Origin of the sequence: Mucilaginibacter litoreus, assembly GCF_042676805.1 — a bacterium.
Taxonomy (GTDB): Bacteria; Bacteroidota; Bacteroidia; order Sphingobacteriales; family Sphingobacteriaceae; genus Mucilaginibacter; species Mucilaginibacter litoreus.
Genome location: NZ_JBHTHZ010000002.1, coordinates 464,418 through 488,608, shown reverse-complemented (window position 1 = coordinate 488,608; position 24,191 = coordinate 464,418). Strand labels below are relative to the sequence as shown.

At 43.3% G+C, this 24,191-nt stretch carries 14 protein-coding genes; 1 reads left to right on the top strand and 13 read right to left on the bottom strand.

Annotated features, from left to right (window positions below):
* Positions 1-78: 78 nt before the first annotated feature.
* The 13 genes from ACFQZX_RS05540 to ACFQZX_RS05480 form a co-directional block, all read right to left on the bottom strand.
* On the bottom strand, positions 79-3,207 hold the full coding sequence (locus tag ACFQZX_RS05540) for a SusC/RagA family TonB-linked outer membrane protein (protein WP_377112323.1): 3,129 nt from the start codon (positions 3,205-3,207) through the stop codon (positions 79-81).
* A gap of 36 nt (positions 3,208-3,243) precedes the next feature.
* Positions 3,244-4,947 (bottom strand): RagB/SusD family nutrient uptake outer membrane protein, encoded by a 1,704-nt coding sequence (locus ACFQZX_RS05535; protein ID WP_377112321.1) that lies wholly within the window; start codon positions 4,945-4,947, stop codon positions 3,244-3,246.
* Between the two features lie 19 nt (positions 4,948-4,966).
* Positions 4,967-8,095 carry a SusC/RagA family TonB-linked outer membrane protein gene (locus ACFQZX_RS05530; protein WP_377112318.1) on the bottom strand — a complete coding sequence of 1,043 codons (3,129 nt, stop codon included), beginning with the start codon at positions 8,093-8,095 and terminating at the stop codon, positions 4,967-4,969.
* A 109-nt stretch (positions 8,096-8,204) separates the two neighbouring features.
* Positions 8,205-9,197, bottom strand: coding sequence for a DUF4961 domain-containing protein (locus tag ACFQZX_RS05525; RefSeq protein WP_377112316.1), 993 nt, complete (start codon positions 9,195-9,197; stop codon positions 8,205-8,207).
* Positions 9,198-9,218: 21 nt separating this feature from the next.
* Entirely contained in the window at positions 9,219-9,695 is a 477-nt protein-coding gene (locus ACFQZX_RS05520) for a DUF5004 domain-containing protein (protein ID WP_377112313.1), read from the bottom strand.
* Positions 9,696-9,714: 19 nt separating this feature from the next.
* On the bottom strand, positions 9,715-11,445 hold the full coding sequence (locus ACFQZX_RS05515) for a RagB/SusD family nutrient uptake outer membrane protein (RefSeq protein WP_377112310.1): 1,731 nt from the start codon (positions 11,443-11,445) through the stop codon (positions 9,715-9,717).
* A 253-nt stretch (positions 11,446-11,698) separates the two neighbouring features.
* On the bottom strand, positions 11,699-12,421 hold the full coding sequence (locus ACFQZX_RS05510) for an alpha/beta hydrolase (RefSeq protein WP_377112307.1): 723 nt from the start codon (positions 12,419-12,421) through the stop codon (positions 11,699-11,701).
* A 113-nt stretch (positions 12,422-12,534) separates the two neighbouring features.
* Entirely contained in the window at positions 12,535-13,956 is a 1,422-nt protein-coding gene (locus ACFQZX_RS05505; RefSeq protein ID WP_377112304.1) for an SGNH/GDSL hydrolase family protein, read from the bottom strand.
* A 29-nt stretch (positions 13,957-13,985) separates the two neighbouring features.
* Complete coding sequence (locus ACFQZX_RS05500; protein WP_377112301.1) at positions 13,986-16,301, bottom strand: GH92 family glycosyl hydrolase; 2,316 nt, start codon at positions 16,299-16,301, stop codon at positions 13,986-13,988.
* A 97-nt stretch (positions 16,302-16,398) separates the two neighbouring features.
* On the bottom strand, positions 16,399-18,951 hold the full coding sequence (locus tag ACFQZX_RS05495; RefSeq protein ID WP_377112298.1) for a glycoside hydrolase family 38 C-terminal domain-containing protein: 2,553 nt from the start codon (positions 18,949-18,951) through the stop codon (positions 16,399-16,401).
* A complete protein-coding gene (locus ACFQZX_RS05490; protein ID WP_377112295.1) occupies positions 18,932-20,359 on the bottom strand; it encodes an SGNH/GDSL hydrolase family protein in 1,428 nt (475 codons plus the stop codon). Before ACFQZX_RS05490 ends, ACFQZX_RS05495 begins: the two co-directional genes overlap by 20 nt.
* A gap of 30 nt (positions 20,360-20,389) precedes the next feature.
* Positions 20,390-21,139, bottom strand: coding sequence for an SGNH/GDSL hydrolase family protein (locus ACFQZX_RS05485; RefSeq protein ID WP_377112293.1), 750 nt, complete (start codon positions 21,137-21,139; stop codon positions 20,390-20,392).
* 100 nt (positions 21,140-21,239) lie between these two features.
* Positions 21,240-22,433 carry a DUF4185 domain-containing protein gene (locus tag ACFQZX_RS05480; RefSeq protein ID WP_377112290.1) on the bottom strand — a complete coding sequence of 398 codons (1,194 nt, stop codon included), beginning with the start codon at positions 22,431-22,433 and terminating at the stop codon, positions 21,240-21,242.
* A gap of 152 nt (positions 22,434-22,585) precedes the next feature.
* On the opposite strand from ACFQZX_RS05480, the gene ACFQZX_RS05475 reads away from it, so the two are divergent.
* The gene (locus ACFQZX_RS05475; RefSeq protein ID WP_377112288.1) at positions 22,586-24,181 is read left to right on the top strand and encodes an acyl-CoA carboxylase subunit beta; all 1,596 of its coding nucleotides are present in this window, start codon (positions 22,586-22,588) and stop codon (positions 24,179-24,181) included.
* Positions 24,182-24,191 lie beyond the last annotated feature (10 nt).

Below are 24,191 nucleotides of genomic sequence, written 5' to 3'. Positions count from 1 at the left end.
AAACAAATATAAAATTTAAATCGATTTAGCAAGCATTAATTGAGAAATATTTACTTTCTCAATCTATTATATTATACATTAAAACGTTACCTGTAAACCGAGGTTAGCTATACGCTGATTAGGATATACATCTCCTGCCGAGCTTGTAGCCACCTCCGGGTCCTGCTGATACTTGTTGTAGCTTCTCCACGTAAACAGGTTATACGCGCTTAAATATATACGGGCATTTTTAAAGTGGAATGGCAACATATTACTGGGAAACTGATACCCTATATCTACACTTTTCAACCGGATGTAATGCGCATTGATCAGCCAGTAGTCTGACAGGTAATTAGATGGGCTGCTTACAGAAAGCGGATCTGTAGTAAGGCTCGGGAACTGGGCTGATGCAGCAGTTTCAGGCGTCCAGCGCTGCTGGTGTATAGGTTGAAACTGGCTCTTAAACGGTTCGATACCGGTACCTACCACCGCAAAGCTGTAACCAAATGCGCCCTGCAGTAATACATTTATGCTAAAACCTTTATAAGCCGCACCTAAGGTTAAACCGATATTGGTATTAGGTACGTTAGGCATGCCAATGGCCGTCTGATCATACACATCTATTTTACCGTCATTGTTAATGTCCTTGTATTTAAGGTCACCAGCTTGCACTTTGGCACCGTTGGCTGGTATTGCAGGCCTGTCGGCTGCATTAGCATTTATTTTTTCAACATCCTCTGGTGTATAATAGCCTACAAATTTGTAACCAAACGGCTGATTTATAGGATGACCGGTACGATATAACCAGGGGTATGCAGGCGCTGCTTCGCGCTGATCCAGTATTTTATTTTTGGCGTAAGAAACTACCAGGTTTGTATTGAGTTGCACCCTGCCTATAGAGGTTTGGTAACCTATCTGCGTTTCAAAGCCCCGGTTAACCGAAGTACCGCCGTTAACTGCCGGGATGCCCACACCAATAATGTTTGATATATCGCCCGGATAGATAAGCTGGTTATAACGCACGTTCCTGAAAAACTCAAACATAAAACTCAGTTTGCTATCAAACATATTTGACTCCAAACCGATATTCAACTCTTTTTGCGACTCCCAGAAAACATCTACGTTCGCAAGCGTTCCTTCGCCGATGGTACCTGCCCCCTGCTGGTTCTCGCCAAAATTGTAATCGCCTCCTTTATTATAAAACTGGGTATAAATATATCTGGAACCGCCAATAGCATCAGACCCAACCACACCGTAGGAAGCCCTTAGTTTAAGATATTGAACAAACTTTACCGCATTTTTAAAGTAATCTTCTTTAGCGATGTTATAACCTACAGATACTGCAGGGAAGAATCCAAAACGGTGATTTGCCGCAAAACGATCAGAGCCATTATATGCGCCGTTAAAGTTGATGAGGTACTTATCCATATAGCCATACTCAACCTTTAAGGATTGTCCGTTGAATTTGGCAGGTGGGTTAGCCTGGTCGTTATCCTGGTACTGGTTATAAAGTAACAGACCTGAAAAGTGGTGGACACCGCTGAATACCCTATCGTAAGTGGCAAATGCCTGCAAGTTAACACGGGTAATATAAGTGTTTGTGTTACCAGCCAGGTTGTAATCAGACAATACATATCTTCCGCGTGGGTCAAGCGTGTAAGAGTTATTCAATGGGTCGAAGTGATAGCTTGGCGGGTTGTAATTAGCCAAACCCGACTCGGTATAGCGGTATAACGACTTAGTATATTCCTCAATGCTGGAATAACTCAACCGGCCGGTAACAGAAAGGCCGGGGGTTATGTCATCAAGTTTTTCATTGATATCAAATAACGAATTAAAATCGGTACGGGTGCTACGATCATAACCACCATTAGCTAACCTCGCATTAATAGTGCTTAATTGCTGTGGTGTATTTTTTAACGATGTGCTGTTGAACTGCGAATAATAGTAAGCGTAGGAACCATTTGGGTTAATAAATGGCGCTGAGTACGGTGTTACCTTAGTAAAATCATAAATTTCGCCAAGTACATTTGCAGTATGCGGCTGATTGATAACGCCGAACCTTGCACTAAGGTCAAGCCTTACCGAAAGATTTTTATTTGCCTTAAGATCGAGGTTTGAGCGGAAGTTGTAGCGGTTGTAAGCATAGTTGCTATTGATTTCGTTCTGCGGGTCTGAAAAATCCCGCAATAAACCGTCCTGGCTTAAAGCGCCGCCTGTAATAAAATATTTTACGTTATTGGTACCACCAGAGATATCCAGGTTGGTATTACGCTGAAAGGTATTATTTTTCAAGATCGCTTTGTACCAGTTAACATCCGGGTGGCCATAAGGGTCGCTTCCGGTGCGGAAAGCTTCCAGATCGGCCGGTGTAAAAGAAAGTGTGCCGCCTGCCAAACCATACGTTCTGTTATAATTTGTTTCCGCCTCGTTAATCAATAAAGCCGACTCATAAGAATTTAAGAAAGAAGGTATTTTAGTTGGAGACTGCAAGCCTGTTTCAACCCTTAAGTTAACTGTGGGCGCGCCTGTTTTACCGCGGCGTGTGGTGATAACCAATACGCCATTTGCTCCCTTAACACCGTATATAGCTGTTGTAGAGGCATCTTTTAAAACGGTGATGGTTTCAATCTCGTTTACGTTTATCTGCTGTAACTGATCGGCCTGGTATTCTACATCATCCACAATAATTAACGGGGTATTAGAGCCGTTTATGGAGCTTAAACCACGTATATAGAATGTGGCCGCATCCCTGCCCGGCTGCCCCGATGTTTGCTGTGAAAAGAAACCAGGCACCCTGCCCGATAATGTATTTTGAACGTTGGCTGTTGGTACGGTGCGCACTTCTGCTGCGTTTATTTGGCTCACAGCCCCTGTGCTGGTGATACGCTTTTTTGGCTGGTATGCCATTACCACTACCTCATTCATATCCTGGCTGTTGGCCTGTAATATTACATCAATGTTGTTTGATGTACCTATCTTAACATCCTGCTCGGCAAAGCCTACGTATTTAACAGTAAGCGTATTGGATGTGCCCTTAAGTGTAATTGTAAACTTTCCGCTGGTATTTACAATAGCAATGTTTTTCGGCATCCCCTTTTCCATAACGGTTGCGCCCGGCAAAATGCCGGCTGCATCCTTAACCGTACCAGTTATTACCCTGCCCTGGGCAAAAAGCATTACCGGCAGCAGCATTATAATGATGGGTAGTAATATTAATTTTCTCATGATAAGTTCTTGATTCAATAATTGGTTAGGGGTTAATTACCATCCCGGGTTCTGTTTCAGATTAGGGTTCTTCAAGGTTTCGTTATATGGTATCGGGTACAGGTACATAGGGGTAGTAAACTTGGGCGTCAATACGTCTACATAATTGTAGGTTAAGCCATTAGAGGTATTCCTGATAACTACTCCTTTAAGTGGCTGGTTCATTACATCCTCAGCTATCTTCCACCGCCTGATGTCGAAAAACCGGCTTTCTTCAAAAGCCATCTCTATACGTCGCTCGTTATGTATGGCCTCGCGCATTTGCTCTTTGCTAAGCCCCACAGGCAACTGATAGGGGTTTAACCCGGCGCGCTGCCTTATTTGCTCCACAGCGGCATAAACAGAGGCATCAGGGGCAGCCAAAACCTCGTTCTGAGCCTCGGCATAAGAAAGGAGAATATCAGCATACCTGAACAGCATCCAGTCGCCCGGATGATTGGAGTAATTGCTTTGTGTTTCAAACAAGCCCATAAACTTACGCATGTAATAGCCTGTTTGTGTTTGCAGGGTGCCTGCATTAGGCTTGCTGCGCCCACCCTCATAAGTTTGTACTGTAGCATTTAGCCATTGCGAACCATTGTAAAAAACAGTAGCGGTTAAGCGCGGGTCGCGGTTGGCATAAGGGTTGTTGATGTCGTATTGTGATGAAGGATCACTTATTGGCAGCCCGTTATTCATTGGGAAGGCGTTAACCAGCTCCTGAGTAGGGCTGGTTTTACCCTGGCCTATCGGCGTTGTGCTGAAGCCAAGCGGCCCGTTGTTAGATTCGACATTGGTATTCTGCCCGTTTGGCCTTTCAAAAATCACTTCGGTATTTGCAGGAACCTGGGTTATGAATACGTTTCTAAAGTCGGGCATCAACGAAAAGGCGTTCATGTCCATTACATCCCTGGCAGCCTGTGCAGCTTTTGCCCAACGGCTTGCATCAAAACCAGTGTAGCCGGTAAGTGGATTGTCGCCATCAATATTACCGCCGTTATATAACGGGCTGGCGGCAAACAGTAATACCCTAGCCTTTAAGGCCATAGCCGCAGCGTTGGTTACCCTTTGCGAGTTTGCAGCCGGGTTGGCCAGGGGCGCTGTAAGCAAGCTGTCTTTTATAGCATCGCACTCGCTTACAATATAGTTTACACACTCTTCAAAAGAATTACGGGGAATGTTAAGGTTATCCTCAAGTGTATAAACCTTATCGCCCAAAAGCGGTACTCCTCCATATCTTTTTAAAAGATTAAAATAGTGCATAGCACGTATGAAGCGAGCTTCGCTTTTCCAGGCATATTTCATAGATACTCCCGGCCTTAGCTGGTCTTTAACCGGCACTATATCAATATTGCTGATGAATATATTTGCCTGCCGGATACCTTTATAAGCATCTTCCCAAATGTTGTCACCAGCAGGTAAATTGGTTGCGTTGTAAGCACCGGTAGCTATGCGGTAAACATCTATTGTAGTGTTATTGGTAGCCGATACGGCATCATCAGACGCCGCATCAAGGTATTCACCGTTCACACGGTTGTGGCCCGATTTAAGGTATGCATAAACGCTGTTCAAATACGCATAAGCGTTTGTACCCAACGAGTCGTTTTTGTCAAAAACAAAATCAATGGTGCGCTGCTCGGCAGGTACCGGTTCATCTTTTTTACATCCTGTAATAATGGCAACAGCAATAAGCGCTGCCGATATTTTATATAATGTTTTCATGATCTCTTAATCGTCGGGTTTATAATTTTACACTTACACCGGCATTAAACACCCTTTGTATAGGGTAAGCTATACCGTTAACCTCGGGGTCCATGCCTTTATAGCCTGCAATTGTTACCAGGTTTTCGCCGTTCACAAAAAACCTGAGGTTTGAAACATTAAACTTTGATGTGATGGAATGCGGCAGCGTATAGCCTATTTCTGCATTTTTTAAGCGCACATAATTACCTGAGTGCACATAGAATGTAGACATGGCGCCATTGTTGGCATTTGCACCCGCCGTAAGGCGCGGAAATGTAGCTGTGGCTGCTGTTTCCGGTGTCCAGCGGTTAAGTATGGTATTGTATGCCTGGCCATAAGGTGCGCCGCCAAAGCCACCTTTGCCCATAAATCCCTGGGTTATATCGCCCTGGCTAAATGCTATATCCCTGTTGGTAACGCCTTGCAGTAATACGCCAACATTAAACCCTTTGTAATTAAAACCAAAGTTAAGCCCGTAGAATACCAATGGTTTGGTACCGCCTATAGCAGACTGGTCATTCTGGTCGATAACACCGTCGTTGTTCCAGTCTTTGTATTTTATATCGCCTGGCTTGGCTGTATAGCCTGATGTTGTTGCGCTGGTGCTGGCTTCTTCCTGTGTCTGGAAAAAACCCAAAGCAGTATAACCGAATATAGCGGTTACAGGTTGACCTGTATGCGCCATCCACGGATACATCTGTTTTAGCTCATCTGCATAAACCTGTTTGGTTTTAACCAGGCTGGCGTTACCTGTAACAAAGTAATTGAAATCGCCAACGTTGCTTTGATGGGTAATGGTTAACTCGCCGCCCGACATATTGTTGATGCCAATATTTTCAGCCGGATAAGCCGAACCTATCAGTTGGTTGCTGCTGCCCCTGCCCCGCAGCACATCGTAATAACGATCGTTAAAATAATCTGCTGTAACCAACAATTTACGGCCGAACATGGCTATATCTGTACCAAAATTGATTTTATGTGCCCGCTCCGGATCAAGGTTAGGGTTTACCACACCGTTTACTTCGCCGTAACCCGGGCCATTGGCATAACCTGTGCCTTGCGGATATGCTTCTCCCTTACCCGAGTCATAAGTTTTGCGGTAGCCAAAGTATCCTGCAAGGTCAACGTTGCCGTTACCTGTATTGCCGTATGACAGGCGCCACTTCCACGAGTCGATCCATGAGATATTATCCTTGATAAAATTTTCTTTACCCATGTGCCAGCCTAAGCCACCGGCGTAAAACCAACCGTAACGATGGCCCGGAGCATAGCGGTCGTCGCCGCTGTTGTTAATAGTACCCGTTGCATAATATTTACCATCATAATTATAGGATACCTGTAAGGCCCTGTTCTGTAAAAATCTTGGTAAATCGTAAGTAAGTACTACCGACCGGAAATCGTAAAACAGCATGGCGCTAAAGTTATTTTTACCAAAGCTGCGGTCGTAATTAACAGATGCCTGCGCATACGCATATCTTGAGTTAGATACGTTTATAAAATAGTTATTTTGTGAACGAGGCGAACCGTATACATTGTAAGATCCATCAGTGTTATAGGTATAAACAGCGTTCTGCAAACTTCTGTCCAGATAGTTTTGCGAGTTAATGGCAAAATTTCCTTTGCCACGTAATGATAAACCTTTGATACTGTTATCCAGGTTGTATTTCAGATCGAGGTTGGTTAAAACATCGTGGTTTTGGGTGTTGGTATAACCGGAGAACTGACTCATGGCCAGCAGGTTGTTGTTATAATAGTCGATATTTAAACCACCAAAACTGCCATTGGGGTTACGTGCCGGATAAGCGTTGTTAGGGGTACCATATAACCTGTCTATAATTGTATTAAAACCACTGGCACCCATGCCAGGATAGGTAATGGTTTGCACCCTTCCAAATAGTTGCAGATCTATATTAAAGTTCTTTGAAGCATTGATGTTGATATCCGAGTTAAGGATATACCTGCTTAAATTAGTATTGGTGTTGTAGGATAAAGACTGATCGCTATTTAACAAACCCTCCTGGTTATAATAATTTAGTGATACCGAGTAACGTGCCACATCATTACCTCCGGTTACATTAAGCTTATAGTTACGCATAGGCGCGTTTTTGCGTAAAATGGTATTGAACCAGTTTACATCCGGGTGCCCGTACGGATCTGTATGATTACGATAAGCATCAAAATCGGCACCGGTATAAAGAGGTGTTTTTCCATCATTTTGCAATGCCTCGTTATACAGATAAGCATACTGGTAAGCAGGCAATTGTGTTGGCAAACCCAAAGGCTGCTGTATGCCCGCTTGTGCCGTAAATGAAATTAATGTGCGGCCTTTTTGCGCTTTTTTTGTAGTAACAAGCAATACCGCATTAGAGCTGTTAATGCCCAGTAATATGGTGGATAATCCGTCTTTTAATACTGATATAGACTCGATGGTTTCAGGGTCGATGGACGAAATATCCCGCTGTACACCATCAATAATAGTAATTGGAGCTGACGGGCCACCAAACAAGCCTATTGCGCCCCTAACCTGCAACTCAAACTGACCATTGTTATCGCTTACACCAATGTTATGCGATGTTACATAGTTTACCAGGAATGAATTGGTTGTTGGCGAGGTGGCTTGCGGGTTAGGAAAACCATTTACCTGCCTGGTGTATAAACCTGCCAGCTGACCAGGCAAAGCATACGTATACAATGATGCCGGCGTAGTGGTAAGCTGGTTGGTATAAACAGTAGATATGGCGGCCAGGTTGTCATCCTGATCTATGGTATTATAAAGCACATCCAGCTTTTGGGGTTGCTTTAAAAATTGTTCAGAAAGCTGAATGCTGATACTGTCTGTACGATTTATTTTATACTGTGCAATATTATAACCGGGAGCTGCAAAGCGTAATGTACTGCCGGTTGATGCTGATATTTTGAAATAACCTTTACTATCTGTTGTTACCGTATCAACCGATTTTACTGCAACCACTTTAACGCCTTTTAACGGCACATTAAACTGATTGAAAACCGTACCGCTAACCTGCCCGTTTGCTTGCCCGCTGCTTTGGGCCCAGGCAAGGTCAATACTTATCATGGCGAGCATGATGAGCATTAAAATGCTTTTTGTAACGTATTTATATTGCATTAGATTGAGGTTTGTAGTTGTTAATTGGGCATAAGCCTGGCTAAGCAGCTATATTTTCGCCCATATTTTATTGCTGCTGTATATTGTTTTATAGGTTATTCTTATATGATCAATCGCAAACAAATCTTAGCTTGAACGGAGCATCGGTGTTGCCATAACCTACCTTAACATTACCTGCCTTGTTGGTAAAATAATAATCGACACTGGTGATCGTTTGACCGGCTGAAAGGTTAAAATACTGCCTTGGCCATATAACTATCTGAAACTTGTTGGCCCCAGCCTCTATCATTTTTGAGCGGTCATCCTGAGTACATATTGCAATATCTTTACCATCACTGGTATGAGCAGTGGCACACAGGTAAATATCTGTTTGCCCTTTCAGTTCCGTATTGACAACCGTATTATCAAAAGTTATGGTTTCATAGTCGTTGTCAAGCGCCTTGACAGGGTTAAGTATCGATAACGAGGGGTTACAAAAATCTATCAGATCGCCCGCGCCTTTAACCTCAAGGCAATCTGCAAATTTAAACGGCCACAGGTAAGGGCTGCCATCATCTAATCCATCAGTATCGTTGCAAACTACATAACCTAATCTTACCGATGTATTTTGCCCGTCAACGCCAACCTTCATTTTTATAGTGAACACAGCGTGGATATCATCGTTGTTGTTGGCTGATATGGTTTGTGTGGTAATAAATGGAACCCACTCCATATCGTCGATATAGTTAGGGCCAATGCCCATTTTCTTTTTCATAATGGTTGTCCAGTTCTCGCCATTTTTAGCGTTTCCGGCAACTACATCCGGAGGGATAGGTTTAAATGTACCGGGCCCTTTAGCAGAGGTATAAGTAATGGTGGTGTTCTGGGCCAGTTTCCATGAACGGGGCGCTAATATCCCTATAACTATGTTTTTTGTGTACGGGCCACCATTTATACGAAAGTTTGCATCTAAAACTGCGGTTATTTGTTCACCAGCATTGGCAGTTAAAGGCTGTGTTATAAAGTTTATTACAAACTCACAGTTGCTTAACAGCAATATCAACGCTGCAAGGCCCGTATATTTGAGTAACTTTTTGCGTACGTTACGTAAATGTTTTATCATATAACAATGATTTATAATGCTTTATTTAACTTTTTTTAAAGTGTATTTATAGATGTTTTTTTCACATCCAGGGCTAAACGTGAGTGTTACCCGCCGTTCTCCCTGTACTACCGGAAAGATGAAGCTTGATTTAACAGCACTTGCGGCCTCCGAAGCTTTGAAAGTAATATCAAAAGGATACTGCGGGTCGTTAAAAGTGTACTCACCATCGGTACTTACAATAAATGGAACCGGGTTTTGAATAGTGTATTTACCATCTGTAAAAGTTATCCTGAAGCCGGAAAGGTGTGTCATGGCATCGGGCAGGTTAATTAGTTCGCTGCCATTTTGGGTGGCAGATACAATAGCCCACGTACCGTTGATTTCCTTATTGCTTTCTGTAACATTAGGCACCATTTTTTCAGTTTTGCAGGATGCCATTCCCATTATCAGCAATGCAAGCATAAAAGCGTATGGAGCTTTCATGCGGGTAGCTGATTTGATTTTTTTATATTTCATAAAAATTAAAATATGCATATTAATACCCCGGGTTCTGAACTGTCAGTGGCGATTTGGCTACCTCGCTTGTTGGTATAGGCCACAAATACAAGGCAGGCTTAAAGCCATGTTTACGTACATTGATATGGTTATAACCAAGCAACGCGCCCGATCCGTTGCGTTTTACTTCCAGTCCTGTCATTTGCATGGTTTGCGTTTCCTGCCCCAGTTTCCAGCGGCGTACATCCCAAAAGCGGTGACCCTCAAAAGCCAGTTCTATACGACGCTCATGCTGTATTACTTTGCGCATATCCGCCTGACTGAGGCCAGCAGGAAGCGTGTAAGGATTTAAACCGGCACGCATCCTGATTTTTTGGATCGGCTCATAGGCTTTGGCAGGGCCTTCAAACTCGTTAATAGCTTCGGCATAGTTTAACAGCACCTCGGCGTAACGTATAAGAGGTATACATCTTTCGGTAACATTGAATGAATTAGGCACGGCAGCCGGATCAAGCATCTTTTTGCTGTAATATCCGGTTTTGGTACCGGCATAAATGGCGTCTACCCCTACCCCTAAACCATTTACGGTGTAGATGTTGATAGGCGTTTGGTTTAATGAAGTGTTTGTAATATAGGTAGATTGATCATGTATTATAGAATACTCTAATCGCGGGTCGCGGCCCGCATATGGGTTGTTCGGATCATATTGGGCTTTAGGGTCAGTTATTGCCAAACCTTCACTTGTTTCAAACGCATCAACAAACTCCTGGTACGGGAAACCGCCGCCACGTGCGCCCCTTGACGGGGGCAGATAAATATTTTCAAGCTCCTGGTTAGATGGACGCATTAACTGCCATATGTATTCGGTGTTTACACGTTTTGTAAAAACGTACTGAAAACCGTAGCCCGGTGCGGTAGAATTATCCACTACCAAACTATAGGCACCTAAGTTTATTACTGCTTCGGCGGCTTTGGCGGCATCTTCCCAACGTGATGCCTTATAGTCGGTATAACCTACAAGAGCTTTTTGGTCGCCGTTTGCTATACCGAGCGGCGTATCGCTACCGGGCGAAGGATCGTTAAATAGCGGACTGGCAGCATACAATAGCACGCGGGCTTTAAGGGCTAAACACGCGCCGGTGGATGCACGTCCGTACAATAGTCCTGACTGAGTTACCGGTAACGTTTGTGCCGCGGCATCACATTCTGATACGATATAATTTACACATTCCTCAAAAGTATTGCGCTTTGCATCTATCTTGTCGGTATAATTATATACGGTATCGCCAACCAATGCAACCCCACCATAGTGCTTTAATAAAATTGAATAATACCACGCCCTTAAAAAGCGGGCTTCCGCTTTAAGTTCGGCCTTAGTTACATCTTTAAGCGGGGTTTGTGGAAGGTGCTTTAAAAACACATTTACAGCCCTGATATTGTTGTAACATTTATCGTAAGCATCGCCCGATACGGTATTGGCATCAACCGAGCCATTAGCAAATCCTATGGTAGTAGTTGCAGAGTTATCGTAAGGTTCGGCCTCATCGCTTGCAACATCAAGCCCACCATTAGAAAACCGGTTACCAATTTCGCTAAAGCCAATGGACGTATAAATATTTGTCAGGAACGCGGTGGCGTTGACACTATCTTTAAACACCACATCCTCAGTAAGGTTACTTGTTTGCGTTTGCCCCAGAAATCCATCCTTTTTACAGGAAAACACAGCCAAGCCAATAGTACATAAGAAGATCAGATTGTAGAGTTTCTTCATATCATAATTTAAATTTCATTAAGTGCTTTACCTGGTCAGGGCATTGTTATAATGGCTACCAGGCATGGTATATAATTGGTATTTATATCTATCAAATATAAATTATAAAAACGATTTAGCAAATTTTTTGTTACATAATCACTTCTATACAAATACTTTTTAATTATTATTAAATTTTATAATGATTTAATGAAAAAGCTATTGTAAAAAAGTTATTTAAATAATGAATTATCAATAACAGTGCGATTTTAAATCAATTTAGCTTATCAAAATACCTGTGAAAGAAAAGCATTTGATAATTGATAGAGTTACTCCAGTAGTCCCAGGTGTGCGCCCCGGGGCGTACAATATAGTCATGCGGTATCTTGGCATCAAGTAGTTGTTGATGCAGGGAGTTATTAATGCCTGCAAAAAAATCGTCGGTACCGCAATCAAATATAATTTTTAAAGCACCGGGCTTTAACTGGTTTATCATACCTACCACGCTATGATCGGCCCAGCTTTTAGGATTGTCTTCATAATTACCCAATATCTGGTTAATGGCAAAATCCTTAGCGTATGGTTTAAGGTCAACGCATCCGCTCATGGATCCAACAGCACCATAGGTTTTCTGATGCTCAATGGCCATTGTTAACGCACCATGCCCACCCATACTTAGGCCTGTTATTGCACGGCCCGTACGGTCTTTTATAGTAGAAAAATGGGTATCTATGTATTTTACCAGCTCCTTTGATACATAGGTATCATACATCCAGTCTTTATTCACAGGGCTATCTATATACCAGCTGGCAAAGGCGCCGTCGGGGCAAACAATTATGCAGTGGTACTGATCGGCCAGATTTTTCACTGCCGGATCCTTTGTAATCCAATCGGCATAATTGCCACTAAAACCATGTAAAAGATATACTACCGGGAATCTTTTAGCTTTTGAATAAGTACCCGGTAGTAACACCACTGCTTTGATGTCTTTTTTCATGATATCGCTGTGTGTAACCACTGTATCAACAGTAGCGGCACCAGCTGTTACGCTGAAACAAACCAATAAAAAAACAAGGAGCTTACAATACAGTCTATTCAACATAGGTGATATCAGTTAACAGGTGTGATGGAAATTTTATGTACAACAGGCTTGTTGATCTTATAGATCTGGTTCAACAGCACGTCCATTTCCATTTGCCATGCCTGCCTTACCGATTTATATTGCGATAGTAAATAATTTGGCTTATTACCGGCAACAAATATTTCCTTTTTAGCCACCTTTTCCACTGTATCCATAGCCGCGCGGTTATCTGCATTTAACAGCCCTTTGTCGTACAGCACATTAAACTCTATAAAGGCATGGTTGCGCAGGCGGCGCTCAATTTCCCATCGTTCCTCGTTCAGATCCATTATTTGTATAGCCTGCTGATATTGAGGGGTATTGGTTAGTTCGGCCAGGTTGATACCTGCAGCCAAAGCATCTGCCGACCATTTGCCAATCGGCTCGTTATCAATTTTCAGTTGATAATTTCCGGCAGCCAAACCTTTAACTGTCAGCAGTTCCTGATTAAACTCTTTCATAAAAGGCACCAGCTTCATCGCTTCCGACTGGCGTTTTTTATTTCCCCACCCACGTGATACGGTATCAAGCGGATACGGCAGAGATTTAGCCAGGTAATCAAATGACACACCGTTAGCAGTAGTTTCCAGCTTGTTTATTTTACTATTTTCAGCCTTTATCACTTTTTTGGCGGAGGCGTCAACAATAACATCTGCTACATACTGGTTAGCAAGCCCCTGTGCTTTTAAGATCAGATATGCCATTACCATATGCCCGTCGTTATCAGGGTGTACACGATCGTTAGGTGTTAAACTGAAAGTAGGATTTTTTTCCTGCTCTCGTTTGTTAATGGCCGTCATAGGTCGGTTAAGATCAATAAAACCCCAGTTGTTCTTCCTGGCAGCTTCTTCCTGAAAGTCCGCTACTTTTAATAATGCAGCGCTTTTACCCCTGTATATATTGTTTGGGGTAGCGTAGGTATATTCGTCATAAGGAGATGAAGCGATCAGTATCTTTTTAATGTTTGGAAGCGTTTGGAGCTTAGCCTCCATCTGATGATAGTATTTGAAAGAAGTATCTAAACGGCTTTGCAGCGTTTGTTGCGCATCCGGGCGGTACCACTCAAAATAACCGGTATCATTCATACCCCAGGTAAGCGCGATGACCGTAGGGTTTTTAGTAAGTACATCATCATCAAAACGGCGGGCTATCTGCTTAGCTACATCGCCGCCAATGCCAACATTATAGCAGGTTATGCGCATGTCCGGAAAGTGGGTCATGTAATAAAGCCAGATGTAAGAATGATAATGCCCTCCATCAGTAATACTGTTACCAACAAAGGCTACCCTATCGCCATTTTTAAATGGTGCCACAGTTTGGGCTTTTACAGTTGTACTTGCAGCACCCGCTAATATAGCACCGGCACAAATGATAGATTTTAAACCAGGTTTAAGTATTTTATTCAGAATCACGATTAGGTTATTTTGAGTTTGATTAAAAATTAGTTAGTTACACCCCAGTTTTTTGAGGGATTTGCGCCCATTATCAGTTTTAAGGTTCCACCAGCCATAATGTCTTTATAATCGATAAAGCACTTATTGTAAGGCTTACCGTTTAACTGTGCACTTTGTATGTAAATGTTTGTTGGCGAGTTGTTCTCGGCCGTAATAGTAAATGATGTTCCGCTGGCGTATCGTTTGTCTAACGCGATAGTCACCTTATCAAATACCGGGCTTGTTATTTCCTGCCTTGTATCGCCAGGACAAACGGGGTGTAAACCAATAGCAGATAAAATATACCATGCCGACATCTGGCCGACATCCTCATTGCCAACCAACCCTTCTACGCTGTTATGATAGGCACGGCTGCATATAGCACGAGTCCATTTTTGAGTTAACCAGGGGGCACCAACACGGTTAAATAAATAAGGTACATGATGCACCGGCTCATTAGCATGGTTATAATAATCGTTCCACATCATATCCTGCGGAGCTTTTTCAAAAAACTGCTCCAGGTCGGCAGTTACTTTCGCGTTTCCACCCATTAGTTTAACCATACCATCAACGTCATGCGGTACAAACCAACCCTGCTGATACGGATTGCTTTCCATACAGCCGTACCACTGCTTCAACCTGCCTGAATCTGGCCAGGCAGCCCAGCTACCATCTTCGTTTTTTGGGCGAAACCACCCCTTATCCTTATCAAAAACATTTTTGTAGGCGCTTGCCCTTGCGGCATATTTTTGATATCCTCCATCGTTATTTACTGCTTTGGCTAATTGGGCGGCACACCAGTCAAAGTAGGCATACTCTAAGGTGTACGACAGGCTTAATCCGCCGCCACTAAAGCCTTTGTCACCATTACCAAATTTTTCAACAGATTTGGCAGCCAATCGATAAGCTTTGTTAATATCATATCCGCGGATCCCCTTTGCATACGCATCCGCAATTAACGAAACGGCTGGGTTACCCAGCATACAGCCGGTGTAGGCATTCAATAATTCCCAACGCTCAAAGTAGTCTTTGTTTTTTTCTTCCGCGAGAGACATTAAAGAGTTGATCTCATCATTGATTAAGCCTGGATTAATGATCGTTTGCAAAGGCATCTGGCTCCTGAAAACATCCCATCCGCTAAAGATAGTACGCTTGTTAAATGCCTGCGAGGTATGCGGTTTGCCATCGCCCCCAGGATATCGGCCATCTACATCCTGAATAATGCGGGGATCAAGCATGCTATGATACATGGCGGTGTAAAACACTGCTTTTTCTTCGTTAGTTCCGCCGTCTATTTTAACTTTTGACAGGGCCTCGTTCCATAAAGCTACAGCGTTTTGATGTACATTATCAAAGCTCCAACTGGCAATTTCTTTAGCAAGGTTTTTACGCGCCCCATCAACATCAATAAAAGAAAGACCCGCTTTCATAAACACCTGCTCACCGGCTTTGGTAGCAAATTGTGTGTAAAAACCCAAGTGCTGACCTTGTTTTTCTTTCACACCTTTTAATACAGCAGCCTGCGCTACTCTTTGCTGATATTTAGTACTGGTAACATCCTCGCGTTTACGGCCCCAATCGTCGGGAATATCGGCGCTCCATATGCCATAGTCGGTTATGGGCTTGCTGAACTCCGCATGAAAATAAACGGTATAATCAGCATGTCCGTCGCCATTTCCCCAGCCGCCGCCATCAGGCGTACATTTCATCCAACCTTCAATAGTATGATTGTTAATCACTTTTACGTATTGCAATGTTGAAGTACCTCCTACCCTGCGTGCCAGATCAATCTGTATGCGCGACTGTTTATTTTGAGGAAACGTAAATTTAAGGATGCCGCTATGAGGCGCAACCGTCATTTCGGCCTTTACCTGGTTATCAAGTTTTACGCTGTAATATCCAGCCGAGGCCTTTTCGCTCGCCTTTATGTACCCGCTGCGATAGCCGCCCTGCGGATGATCAAGTGTACCGGCACTTGTATATAGTTTGCCTGTGGTAGGCATCACCAAAAAATTTCCCAGATCGCCGAACCAGCCTACTCCACTCATTTGTGTAAAGGCAAAGCCTTCAATGCTTTTATGCTCATAACTGTAGCCGGGGGCATTGTCGCCGCCGGTTATGGTATTCGGACTAATCTGCACCATGCCGAAAGGCACATCAGCTCCGGGAAATGTTTTTCCTAAGCCATGGTAAACGCCTGCCGCAGCAGTGCTGGTGCTGGCGCCAATTAATGGGTTTACGTACGAAGCAGGCGATTGAGCTTTTAGCTGCAATGCACTGCCTGATAAACAAACTGATAGGGTTAATAAAATTTTAAACTTCATCAGAGTATTACTATTGGCGCAATGTTTTAACGCACTATAATTGGCTATTGACAAATATATTAATTAAAACGTTTTAGCAAAAATATTTCTAATTATCCTACAGCTTCAATTTAACTGTTTTAAAACCAAAGCCGGGAACCTCAAAATCAATAATTGTTTGCTTATCACGACTCCTGTTATTCAGTTTTTTAATCAACCTGCCGTCAAGCTCAACCAGTTCAGCGCTTTTGTATTTAAAATTAAGTGCGACATGCTTTCTATCCGATTGACCGCCCGCATTAAAAAAACGCAATAAGAGATTTCCATCTTTACTTTGCGCCGAACTAAGGACGAGTTGAGAATCTGTTAAGCTGATCAATGATTGTGTATTGATAACCGGTTTCCCTGTGGTGACTGCAGCTGTGAGCGGTTGGTTCCATCCTTCAGAAACAGCCCATACGTTTGCAGCATTCCATTTACCGGTATGAGGCATTATAGCATAATGGATATGGGTTAGCCCATTTGTAGTATAATTGCGCCCCCAAAGCCCCATGCCTGAGTATTGCACAACCAGCCCTAAAGGGAAGTTTTCGCCATGCGTATAACTTGTTGTATGATCGGTAAAGAGGGCCATGCCATATTTGCCGGCATTGTCGGTAACATCTACCCAGTTAAGGATCACATTGTTTTTAATGTTATCCCAACTATCAAAAAAAGTATTTTTAAGCTTGCTTTCAGTAACCTCGAACGGCGCGTTTTTATAAACCTTCTGTCCGGTTAGGTTAAGCGGAAATACAGCCACCAGTTTGTTGCTATCGTTATAAAAAGGCTTTTCGTAATCTGTCCATTTGTAATTGGCACGATCAACATCTTCGCCCACACCCACATTTCGCTGCCAATCAATATTCAAATGCATATCTATTACGGGCTCGCCCTGTGTTAACGAAATAGTTTGAGTAACATCTGTACCGGCTATATTGCTTTTGATCTGTATCAATGCACGTACTGGCCCCTGCTCAATTATGTTTATTATCGCTTGTTGACTTGAAGTAGTTTTAAAACCAACATCATTGTAGAAGTTACCACGCAGTGTGTTAAAACTGTTAGCATGGCCTGTATCAACCATTTCTTTACCACTTGCTTTAACTATCAAACTGCTGATGCGGCCCCCTTTGGCCGGATCGATGATTAGTCTGTAAAGATCAGATTCCATCCGGTATTTTCCGTCGGTCAGTTTCACTGCTTTAGTTCCGTTTCCTAAAGCTGCTTTACCTTGTGCTACAGTATAAGTGCTATAACCAAAGGATGGCACATTGGCTTCAAACAAAATACTGTCTTTTGATATTTGCGATGGCACAATCTTTCCGGCAGCATCTTTTATGAACAGGTTTTGTTTGAATGATTTCGGGATAGCTACAGAGACAAGTCCGGTTCTTTTATGCGCCTGTGTGTTGACTACCGTTATGTTGACGGCTGATGCTTTACCTGTCGATAGTGTTTGCAAAGTAATATTGGCCAAACTATCACTTATACGGTTACTGTTGCCAGTCCACCTTATTACCTTATCAGCCCAGGTATCGCCTTTTTTGCCATTATAAGGAACTATCCAACAGTCATGATGCTGCGATAACAATAAGGTGCGCCAGGCGCTGTCTATCCCTGCCTGCGGCCATTGGGTACCTTTGATGAGTTTGCTTAGGGCAGATAGCTTTTCGGCAGTCAGTAACTTATTTTCCGCTGCGCGTACCCTTTGCGCTATCTGCTGCGTAACCTGTGATCCCCAAACCAGGCTGACTAAAATATCTTCCTGGCTTACTTTCCAATCCTGCCGCTTATCATTAGCGGTTACATTTTCAAAATAATTGCGCCAGGTGGTGTATTCACTTTTAAAACCGGCGCTGTCGGCGTGGCCTAAAAACGGGCCGCCTTTCCAACCTGCATCCTGTAAGGTCATTCCAATGGGATGAGCCATGCCGTATTTAAAAGCTGCGTTAATATAACTGGGCGAATTATTCCAGGCAATGGTTTGCCACGTTGACTTGGGTTCAAGCTTTTCTATCGCGTATCTTGGCGACGTAATAATGCTGCTGCCATCCGGCCCTATCCAGTTCACCAGTTCGCCGCCAAAAGCCCTGGTGTATCCGCCGAAACAGGTGTTCGGGTTTTTTAGAGACGCATATTTAAACCCATACGACTTTAATATACCCGGCAGGGCATTTGTGAAGCAAGGCTCCTCTGATGAATAGGTACTGAACTTAATGCCCGGAAAATATCCCCTTAAGTTTTGTATGCCATAACCCAACTGCCTGATGATACTTTCGCCTTCTATGTTGTACATGTAGCTTTGCCCATAAGCCGGGCTAACATATTCTATCCTTCCATTAACTGATTGATCTGCCATCAGCGTTTTTAATTCGGTAAACGCCTGCGGATCTATCCTGGAAGCGCGGTCCCAGGTTTCGGGTTCTATTTCCAGATTGATCTTCCACTTTGGGTGCTTATTCAGCATATCCACCATAAAACGGGTATTCCAGTCGGGATAATGGCCCCAAACACCGCCATGGTAACCGTCTATATAATAAGCCTGTTGTGCTTTTGCCGGAGTGCAGTTTAGCCAGGCAGCCGCGACTAAACCCGCTATCTTAAAGAAATTATTTTTGAGTGAGCGCATGAGTATTATTGATAACCGCCATAATCTCCACTTTGTGGGCTACCGGTTTATTGATAAGGTAAATCTGATTGGTAAGTAGTTCTATTTCCTTTTGCCAGGCATCCCGTACCGGTTTAAGGCGGGCCTTGTAATAGGTATTTAATACGGCGCCTACAAAAAAGTCCTTTTTAGCGTATTGCTTTACAGAGTCAACTGTCGCTTCGCTATCATTGTGCAACAAGCCTTTAGGTTTTAGTATGGAGTAATGCAGCCACCAGTACTCCCGCAGGCGGCGTTCTGTTGCCCAGCGTTCTTCGTTCAGGTGCATTACTGCTAATGCCTGCTGATATTGCGGCGTTGCCGTAAGCTGCGCAAGGTTAATACCGCTTTGCAATTGGCCTCCTGTACAGTCACTAATGTGTTTTCCGTCGATAGTTAAGCTATAGGTTTGATTGTCTGTCAGACCTTTTATCTGTAATATTTCCTGGTTGAAATCCTTCTGAAAGGGCACCAGCTTTAGGGCGTCTGCCTGAGAACGAGACTGTTTGCCAATGCTTTGAGCCATAGTATCTATAGGGTAAGGCAATGCATTCGCTTTATAGATATAGCTTAAGCCGGTTTGATTGATTTGTAAATCGCTTACAATGCAGTTTTCAACTTTAGTTTGATGTTTTTTGGCATCGATGGCTACTTCTGCTACTTTCTTCCCTGCTAAACCTTGTGCCCTTAAAAACAGGTAGGCCATCACCATGTGCCCGTCAACCGTTGGGTGTATCCTGTCGAAGCTTTGCATGGAGAAGGACGAGTCGAGGCTTTGCTGTTGCCGGTTGATTGCGGTCATGGGCGCATTAAAATCAACAAACTCCCATTTGTTTTTGGTTGCCGCCGCCTGCTGAAACTTTATCACACGCTGTATAGCAGCATTCTTGTTGTAAATGACGCCCGGTTTTATTTTAGCTGTACCATCATACGGCGATGATCCTATCATGATTTTCCGTACAGCCGGATGTGCCTTAAGTTGCTGCTCTATTTTGAGGAAACTGTTGTATGAAGTATCAACCTTTGCGTTGTAATTTGAATCGGCTTTAGCGCCTGTATAAAACTGGTAGCCGGTATCATTCATACCAAAGCTGAGTGTTATTACTGTGGGATTATGGGCAAACACGTCCTCCTGCAGGCGCTCATCTATCTGCCGCGCAACATCACCGCCTATGCCGGCGTTAAAACAGTCGATACGCATATTGGGCATGCGCGTCATGTAATACAGCCAGATGTAAGAGTGATAATGCCCGCCATCTGTAATACTGTTGCCAGTGAACACCACCCTATCGCCTTGTTTAAACGGCTTTATTTGCTGAGATAGGGCAACTTGGGTTAATAGTAAAACACCTGTAAAACAAATGATTCTCTGGTAAATATTTTTTATCATTTAATCGATTTAGCTAAAATTGAATAAAGGCTATTTCAATGCCTTTTTGATCTCTGCCTCGGCAAGCGGTTCCATTACTTTATACCCTGCCATATTGGGATGCACTCCATCAGTAGCCAACTCTTTTTTCATCCCCTTATTGTTATCAACCGTGGCCGAGTAATAATCGATATATCCCAGTTTATTTTGCGTGGCATAAGTTTTAAGCATGCTGTTCAGTTTGGTGACTGAATCCCGGGGGTCGATACCTGGATGCCACGGAAAAGCGGCTGCAGGCAATACCGATGATAAGATAACTTTGATATTATGCCTTTGCGCAAGCTCGGCCATCGAAAAGATATTCCCGGCTACATCTTCAAGTTTTGAGGGCCCATTGTTTTCAGCAATATCATTAATTCCAGCCAATATCACCACCACTTTGGGTTTTAGATTGATTACATCCTCCCTAAACCTCACCAGCATCTGGGGTGTGGTTTGCCCGCCAATGCCCCTGTTGATGTAGGGCCGATCTTTAAAAAAAGCGGGGTCGGTATTTATCCAGCCTTCGGTGATAGAATTACCCATAAAAACCACACGCTTTTCGCCAGGAGCAGGTGCAGGCAGCTTTTGATTATCGTTTTCATAACGCTTTATCCAGGCCCAGTCTTTATGATAGCGTTCTTCAATCATTTTTTGAAAATTAGCCCATGCCTCGGCTTTTTTTTGTTCTTCTGTTTGCTGTCCCATTGCTGCAGAAAAAGCTAATAACATCAACAAGAATGTGAGTTTAAATGATTTCATAAAAGTATGTTTATAACAGTTGGACAGCCAAATGTATTAAAGTTAATTGAATTACTAAAATGATTTAGCAAAATCAAAATCAAACACTTATTAGCAACTATCAATTAAATATTACTTTGATGAACCGTGGCCTGTATAACTGTGGATATTGCTTTAAATCGTTGATAAAATCTACAGAATTGATATTATAGCTAATGAGCAATTCGTTAGCACCGGATAGTGAAGGATGGGCCTTAGCATTGTATACTACAAATGTGTTTTTAATCAGGTCGGGTTTGCAGTCCCATAGCTTAATGATGGGTCCCCAAGGGCCGGTAAGCTTATTGGCCAGACGCATACCAATACCTGTACTCATGCCATCAATCTGAAACACCATAGCATAACGCCCGTCGGCCAGCCTGGATACGCTTAGTTCGTTTGATACATGGTTACTGATGTCAGCCACGCTGCCCATATCAGCAACCCATTTCTTACCATCCCAAAATTCCCAGTGGTTGTAATTTTCAAATTGTTTAGGCAGCACACGTGCAACCATGAGGTTTTTTGCCATGCCCCTAACTCCATATACATAAATATATCCGTCGGCATTTACAGCACCAGCACTTTTGGTATTCACATAAATGCCAGCGCCGAACGAACCTATGTCTTTTTTATCGTCTGTAAGGTAAAGTGGGGTATCTTTTTGTTTGATGCTCTTAAAAGCAGGTGCTTCCTTTGGTTTTAGCTTGAGGAGTGTGTTACCCACTTCTCTGAAACCAAACGCCTCGTTACTTACATTACGCACCCGGTACCCAAAAATGTAGAGCGAACCATCGCCATCGGTGTTTACAAAACCATCCCCAAGCCAGTAATAATCGCCCTTTTGAGTATTTGAGGTTTGAGGAATAAAAACCGATTCGGCACTCCCATCTTTGTTTTTATCCCAAAAAAACTGAATATTACTTTTTACTGGTTTACTCCCTTTTAGCAACGCTACAGAATTATGTATCATTTTGTAGCCGGGCTGCATCACGCTATCCTTTATCTCCCCTACCATGCTGTCGCTGAAGATCAAAAGAGATCGATCATTGGCTGCAGATTGCTTAGCCTCGCTTCCATTCAAAGGAATAGTATAAATACCATCGGCACCAAACCAACCAGATGTCCTTTTGAGTAAGGAAGTCCAACCGGTATCAACCGATACGGTGAATTGTATAGATGAAGCATCCAACGGCAGTTCTTTAGCCTGCTGAGCCATACTGGCATGGGAAAAGGCTGTGCCTATTAAAAAAATAAATAATTGTTTAACACTCATTAGGGTATTGGTTAGCGCCTTAAAGATAGGAAACCTTCATAAAACTACCGACCAGTAGGGCAATTGTAAATTTTTTTTCTTAACAATTCAAAACAATTACTATGCATACATAGTAATTTTATATATCTTGCGTTATCTTATAAACCAAACTAATGAACGATCTATTAACAGAATTATCCCACAAACTGCAAAAGGTAAAGCTTGGCGGCGGGCAAAAGAAGATAGATACCCACAAAGCTAAAGGCAAACTTACCGCCCGCGAAAGGATTGACTATTTAGCTGACGATGGTGCAAATCAGTTAGAAATAGGCGCTTTTGCAGGCGATGGTATGTACGCTGATGAAGGCGGGTGCCCTGGCGGCGGCGTGGTTACTGTTATCACGTATGTCAAAGGCCGCATGTGTGTTGTAGTATCTAACGATGCCACTGTTAAGGCCGGCGCCTGGTTCCCCATCACGGCAAAAAAAATACTGCGTGCTCAGGAAATTGCTATGGAGAACCGCCTGCCCATTGTTTACCTGGTAGACAGCGCCGGTGTATACCTGCCCATGCAGGATGAGGTTTTTCCGGATAAGGAACATTTTGGCCGTATTTTCAGGAACAATGCGCGCATGTCGTCGCTTGGTGTAGTACAGATATCGGCCATTATGGGCAGTTGTGTAGCCGGTGGTGCTTACCTGCCTATCATGTCCGACTATGCTTTTATAGTTGAAGGTACAGGTTCAGTTTTCCTGGCGGGATCATATTTGGTAAAATCTGCCATTGGCGAATCCGTGGATAATGAAACCCTTGGCGGGGCAAGTACACACTCAGAGATATCAGGCGTTACTGATAATAAATACCCTGACGATAAAGCCTGCCTTGATGCTATTAAAAAAGTTTTTGATAAGATGGGGCATGATGTAAAGGCTGGCTTTGACCGCATTACATCCGCGCCTCCCGCAAAGAATATAAACGAATTACATCACATCATACTGCAGGACCGTGCCAAACCTTATGATATGCTGGAAGTGATAGACCGGCTGGTTGATAACTCAGAATTTGAGCAGTACAAGGAGCTTTACGGCAAAACCATTATCTGTGGTTTGGGGCGTATTGATGGCTGGGCAGTGGGTATAGTGGCAAATCAACGCAAAATGGTAAAATCCAAACAAGGCGAAATGCAGATGGGTGGTGTTATTTATTCCGACTCAGCCGATAAAGCCGCGCGTTTTATCATGAATTGCAACCAACAGAAAATACCATTGGTATTTCTGCAGGATGTAAGCGGCTTTATGGTTGGCAGCCGGTCCGAGCATGGAGGCATCATAAAGGACGGCGCCAAGATGGTGTCGGCAATGGCTAACTCGGTGGTACCCAAGTTTACATTCATTATAGGCAACTCATACGGTGCCGGCAATTACGCCATGTGCGGAAAGGCTTACGACCCGAGATTGATATATTCATGGGTCACCGGTCAAATGGCCGTAATGAGCGGCTCATCTGCTGCCAAAACTTTATTACAGATACAAGAAGCGGCGTTAAAGAGCAAAGGCATTGAGGTAGACCCGCAAAAAGAGCAGGAACTGCTGAACGACATCACCCGGAAATATAACGAACAGCTTAGCCCCTACTACGCCGCAGCCCGGCTGTGGACTGACGGCGTGATAGACCCTTTGGAAACCCGCAAAATAATTTCAATGGGAATTGAGGCGGCCAACCATGCTCCTATTACAGAACGCTATAATGTTGGCGTAATACAAACCTGATTTTTACCGA

What these genes read in the sequence shown, in the direction of transcription:
- ACFQZX_RS05540 (WP_377112323.1), bottom strand. Translation starts at nt 3,207, where the DNA reads ATGAGAAAATTAATATTACTACCCATCATTATAATGCTGCTGCCGGTA.
- ACFQZX_RS05535 (WP_377112321.1), bottom strand. Translation starts at nt 4,947, where the DNA reads ATGAAAACATTATATAAAATATCGGCAGCGCTTATTGCTGTTGCCATT.
- ACFQZX_RS05530 (WP_377112318.1), bottom strand. Translation starts at nt 8,095, where the DNA reads ATGCAATATAAATACGTTACAAAAAGCATTTTAATGCTCATCATGCTC.
- ACFQZX_RS05525 (WP_377112316.1), bottom strand. Translation starts at nt 9,197, where the DNA reads ATGATAAAACATTTACGTAACGTACGCAAAAAGTTACTCAAATATACG.
- ACFQZX_RS05520 (WP_377112313.1), bottom strand. Translation starts at nt 9,695, where the DNA reads ATGAAATATAAAAAAATCAAATCAGCTACCCGCATGAAAGCTCCATAC.
- ACFQZX_RS05515 (WP_377112310.1), bottom strand. Translation starts at nt 11,445, where the DNA reads ATGAAGAAACTCTACAATCTGATCTTCTTATGTACTATTGGCTTGGCT.
- ACFQZX_RS05510 (WP_377112307.1), bottom strand. Translation starts at nt 12,421, where the DNA reads ATGAAAAAAGACATCAAAGCAGTGGTGTTACTACCGGGTACTTATTCA.
- ACFQZX_RS05500 (WP_377112301.1), bottom strand. Translation starts at nt 16,301, where the DNA reads ATGAAGTTTAAAATTTTATTAACCCTATCAGTTTGTTTATCAGGCAGT.
- ACFQZX_RS05495 (WP_377112298.1), bottom strand. Translation starts at nt 18,951, where the DNA reads ATGCGCTCACTCAAAAATAATTTCTTTAAGATAGCGGGTTTAGTCGCG.
- ACFQZX_RS05490 (WP_377112295.1), bottom strand. Translation starts at nt 20,359, where the DNA reads ATGATAAAAAATATTTACCAGAGAATCATTTGTTTTACAGGTGTTTTA.
- ACFQZX_RS05485 (WP_377112293.1), bottom strand. Translation starts at nt 21,139, where the DNA reads ATGAAATCATTTAAACTCACATTCTTGTTGATGTTATTAGCTTTTTCT.
- ACFQZX_RS05480 (WP_377112290.1), bottom strand. Translation starts at nt 22,433, where the DNA reads ATGAGTGTTAAACAATTATTTATTTTTTTAATAGGCACAGCCTTTTCC.
- ACFQZX_RS05475 (WP_377112288.1), top strand. Translation starts at nt 22,586, where the DNA reads ATGAACGATCTATTAACAGAATTATCCCACAAACTGCAAAAGGTAAAG.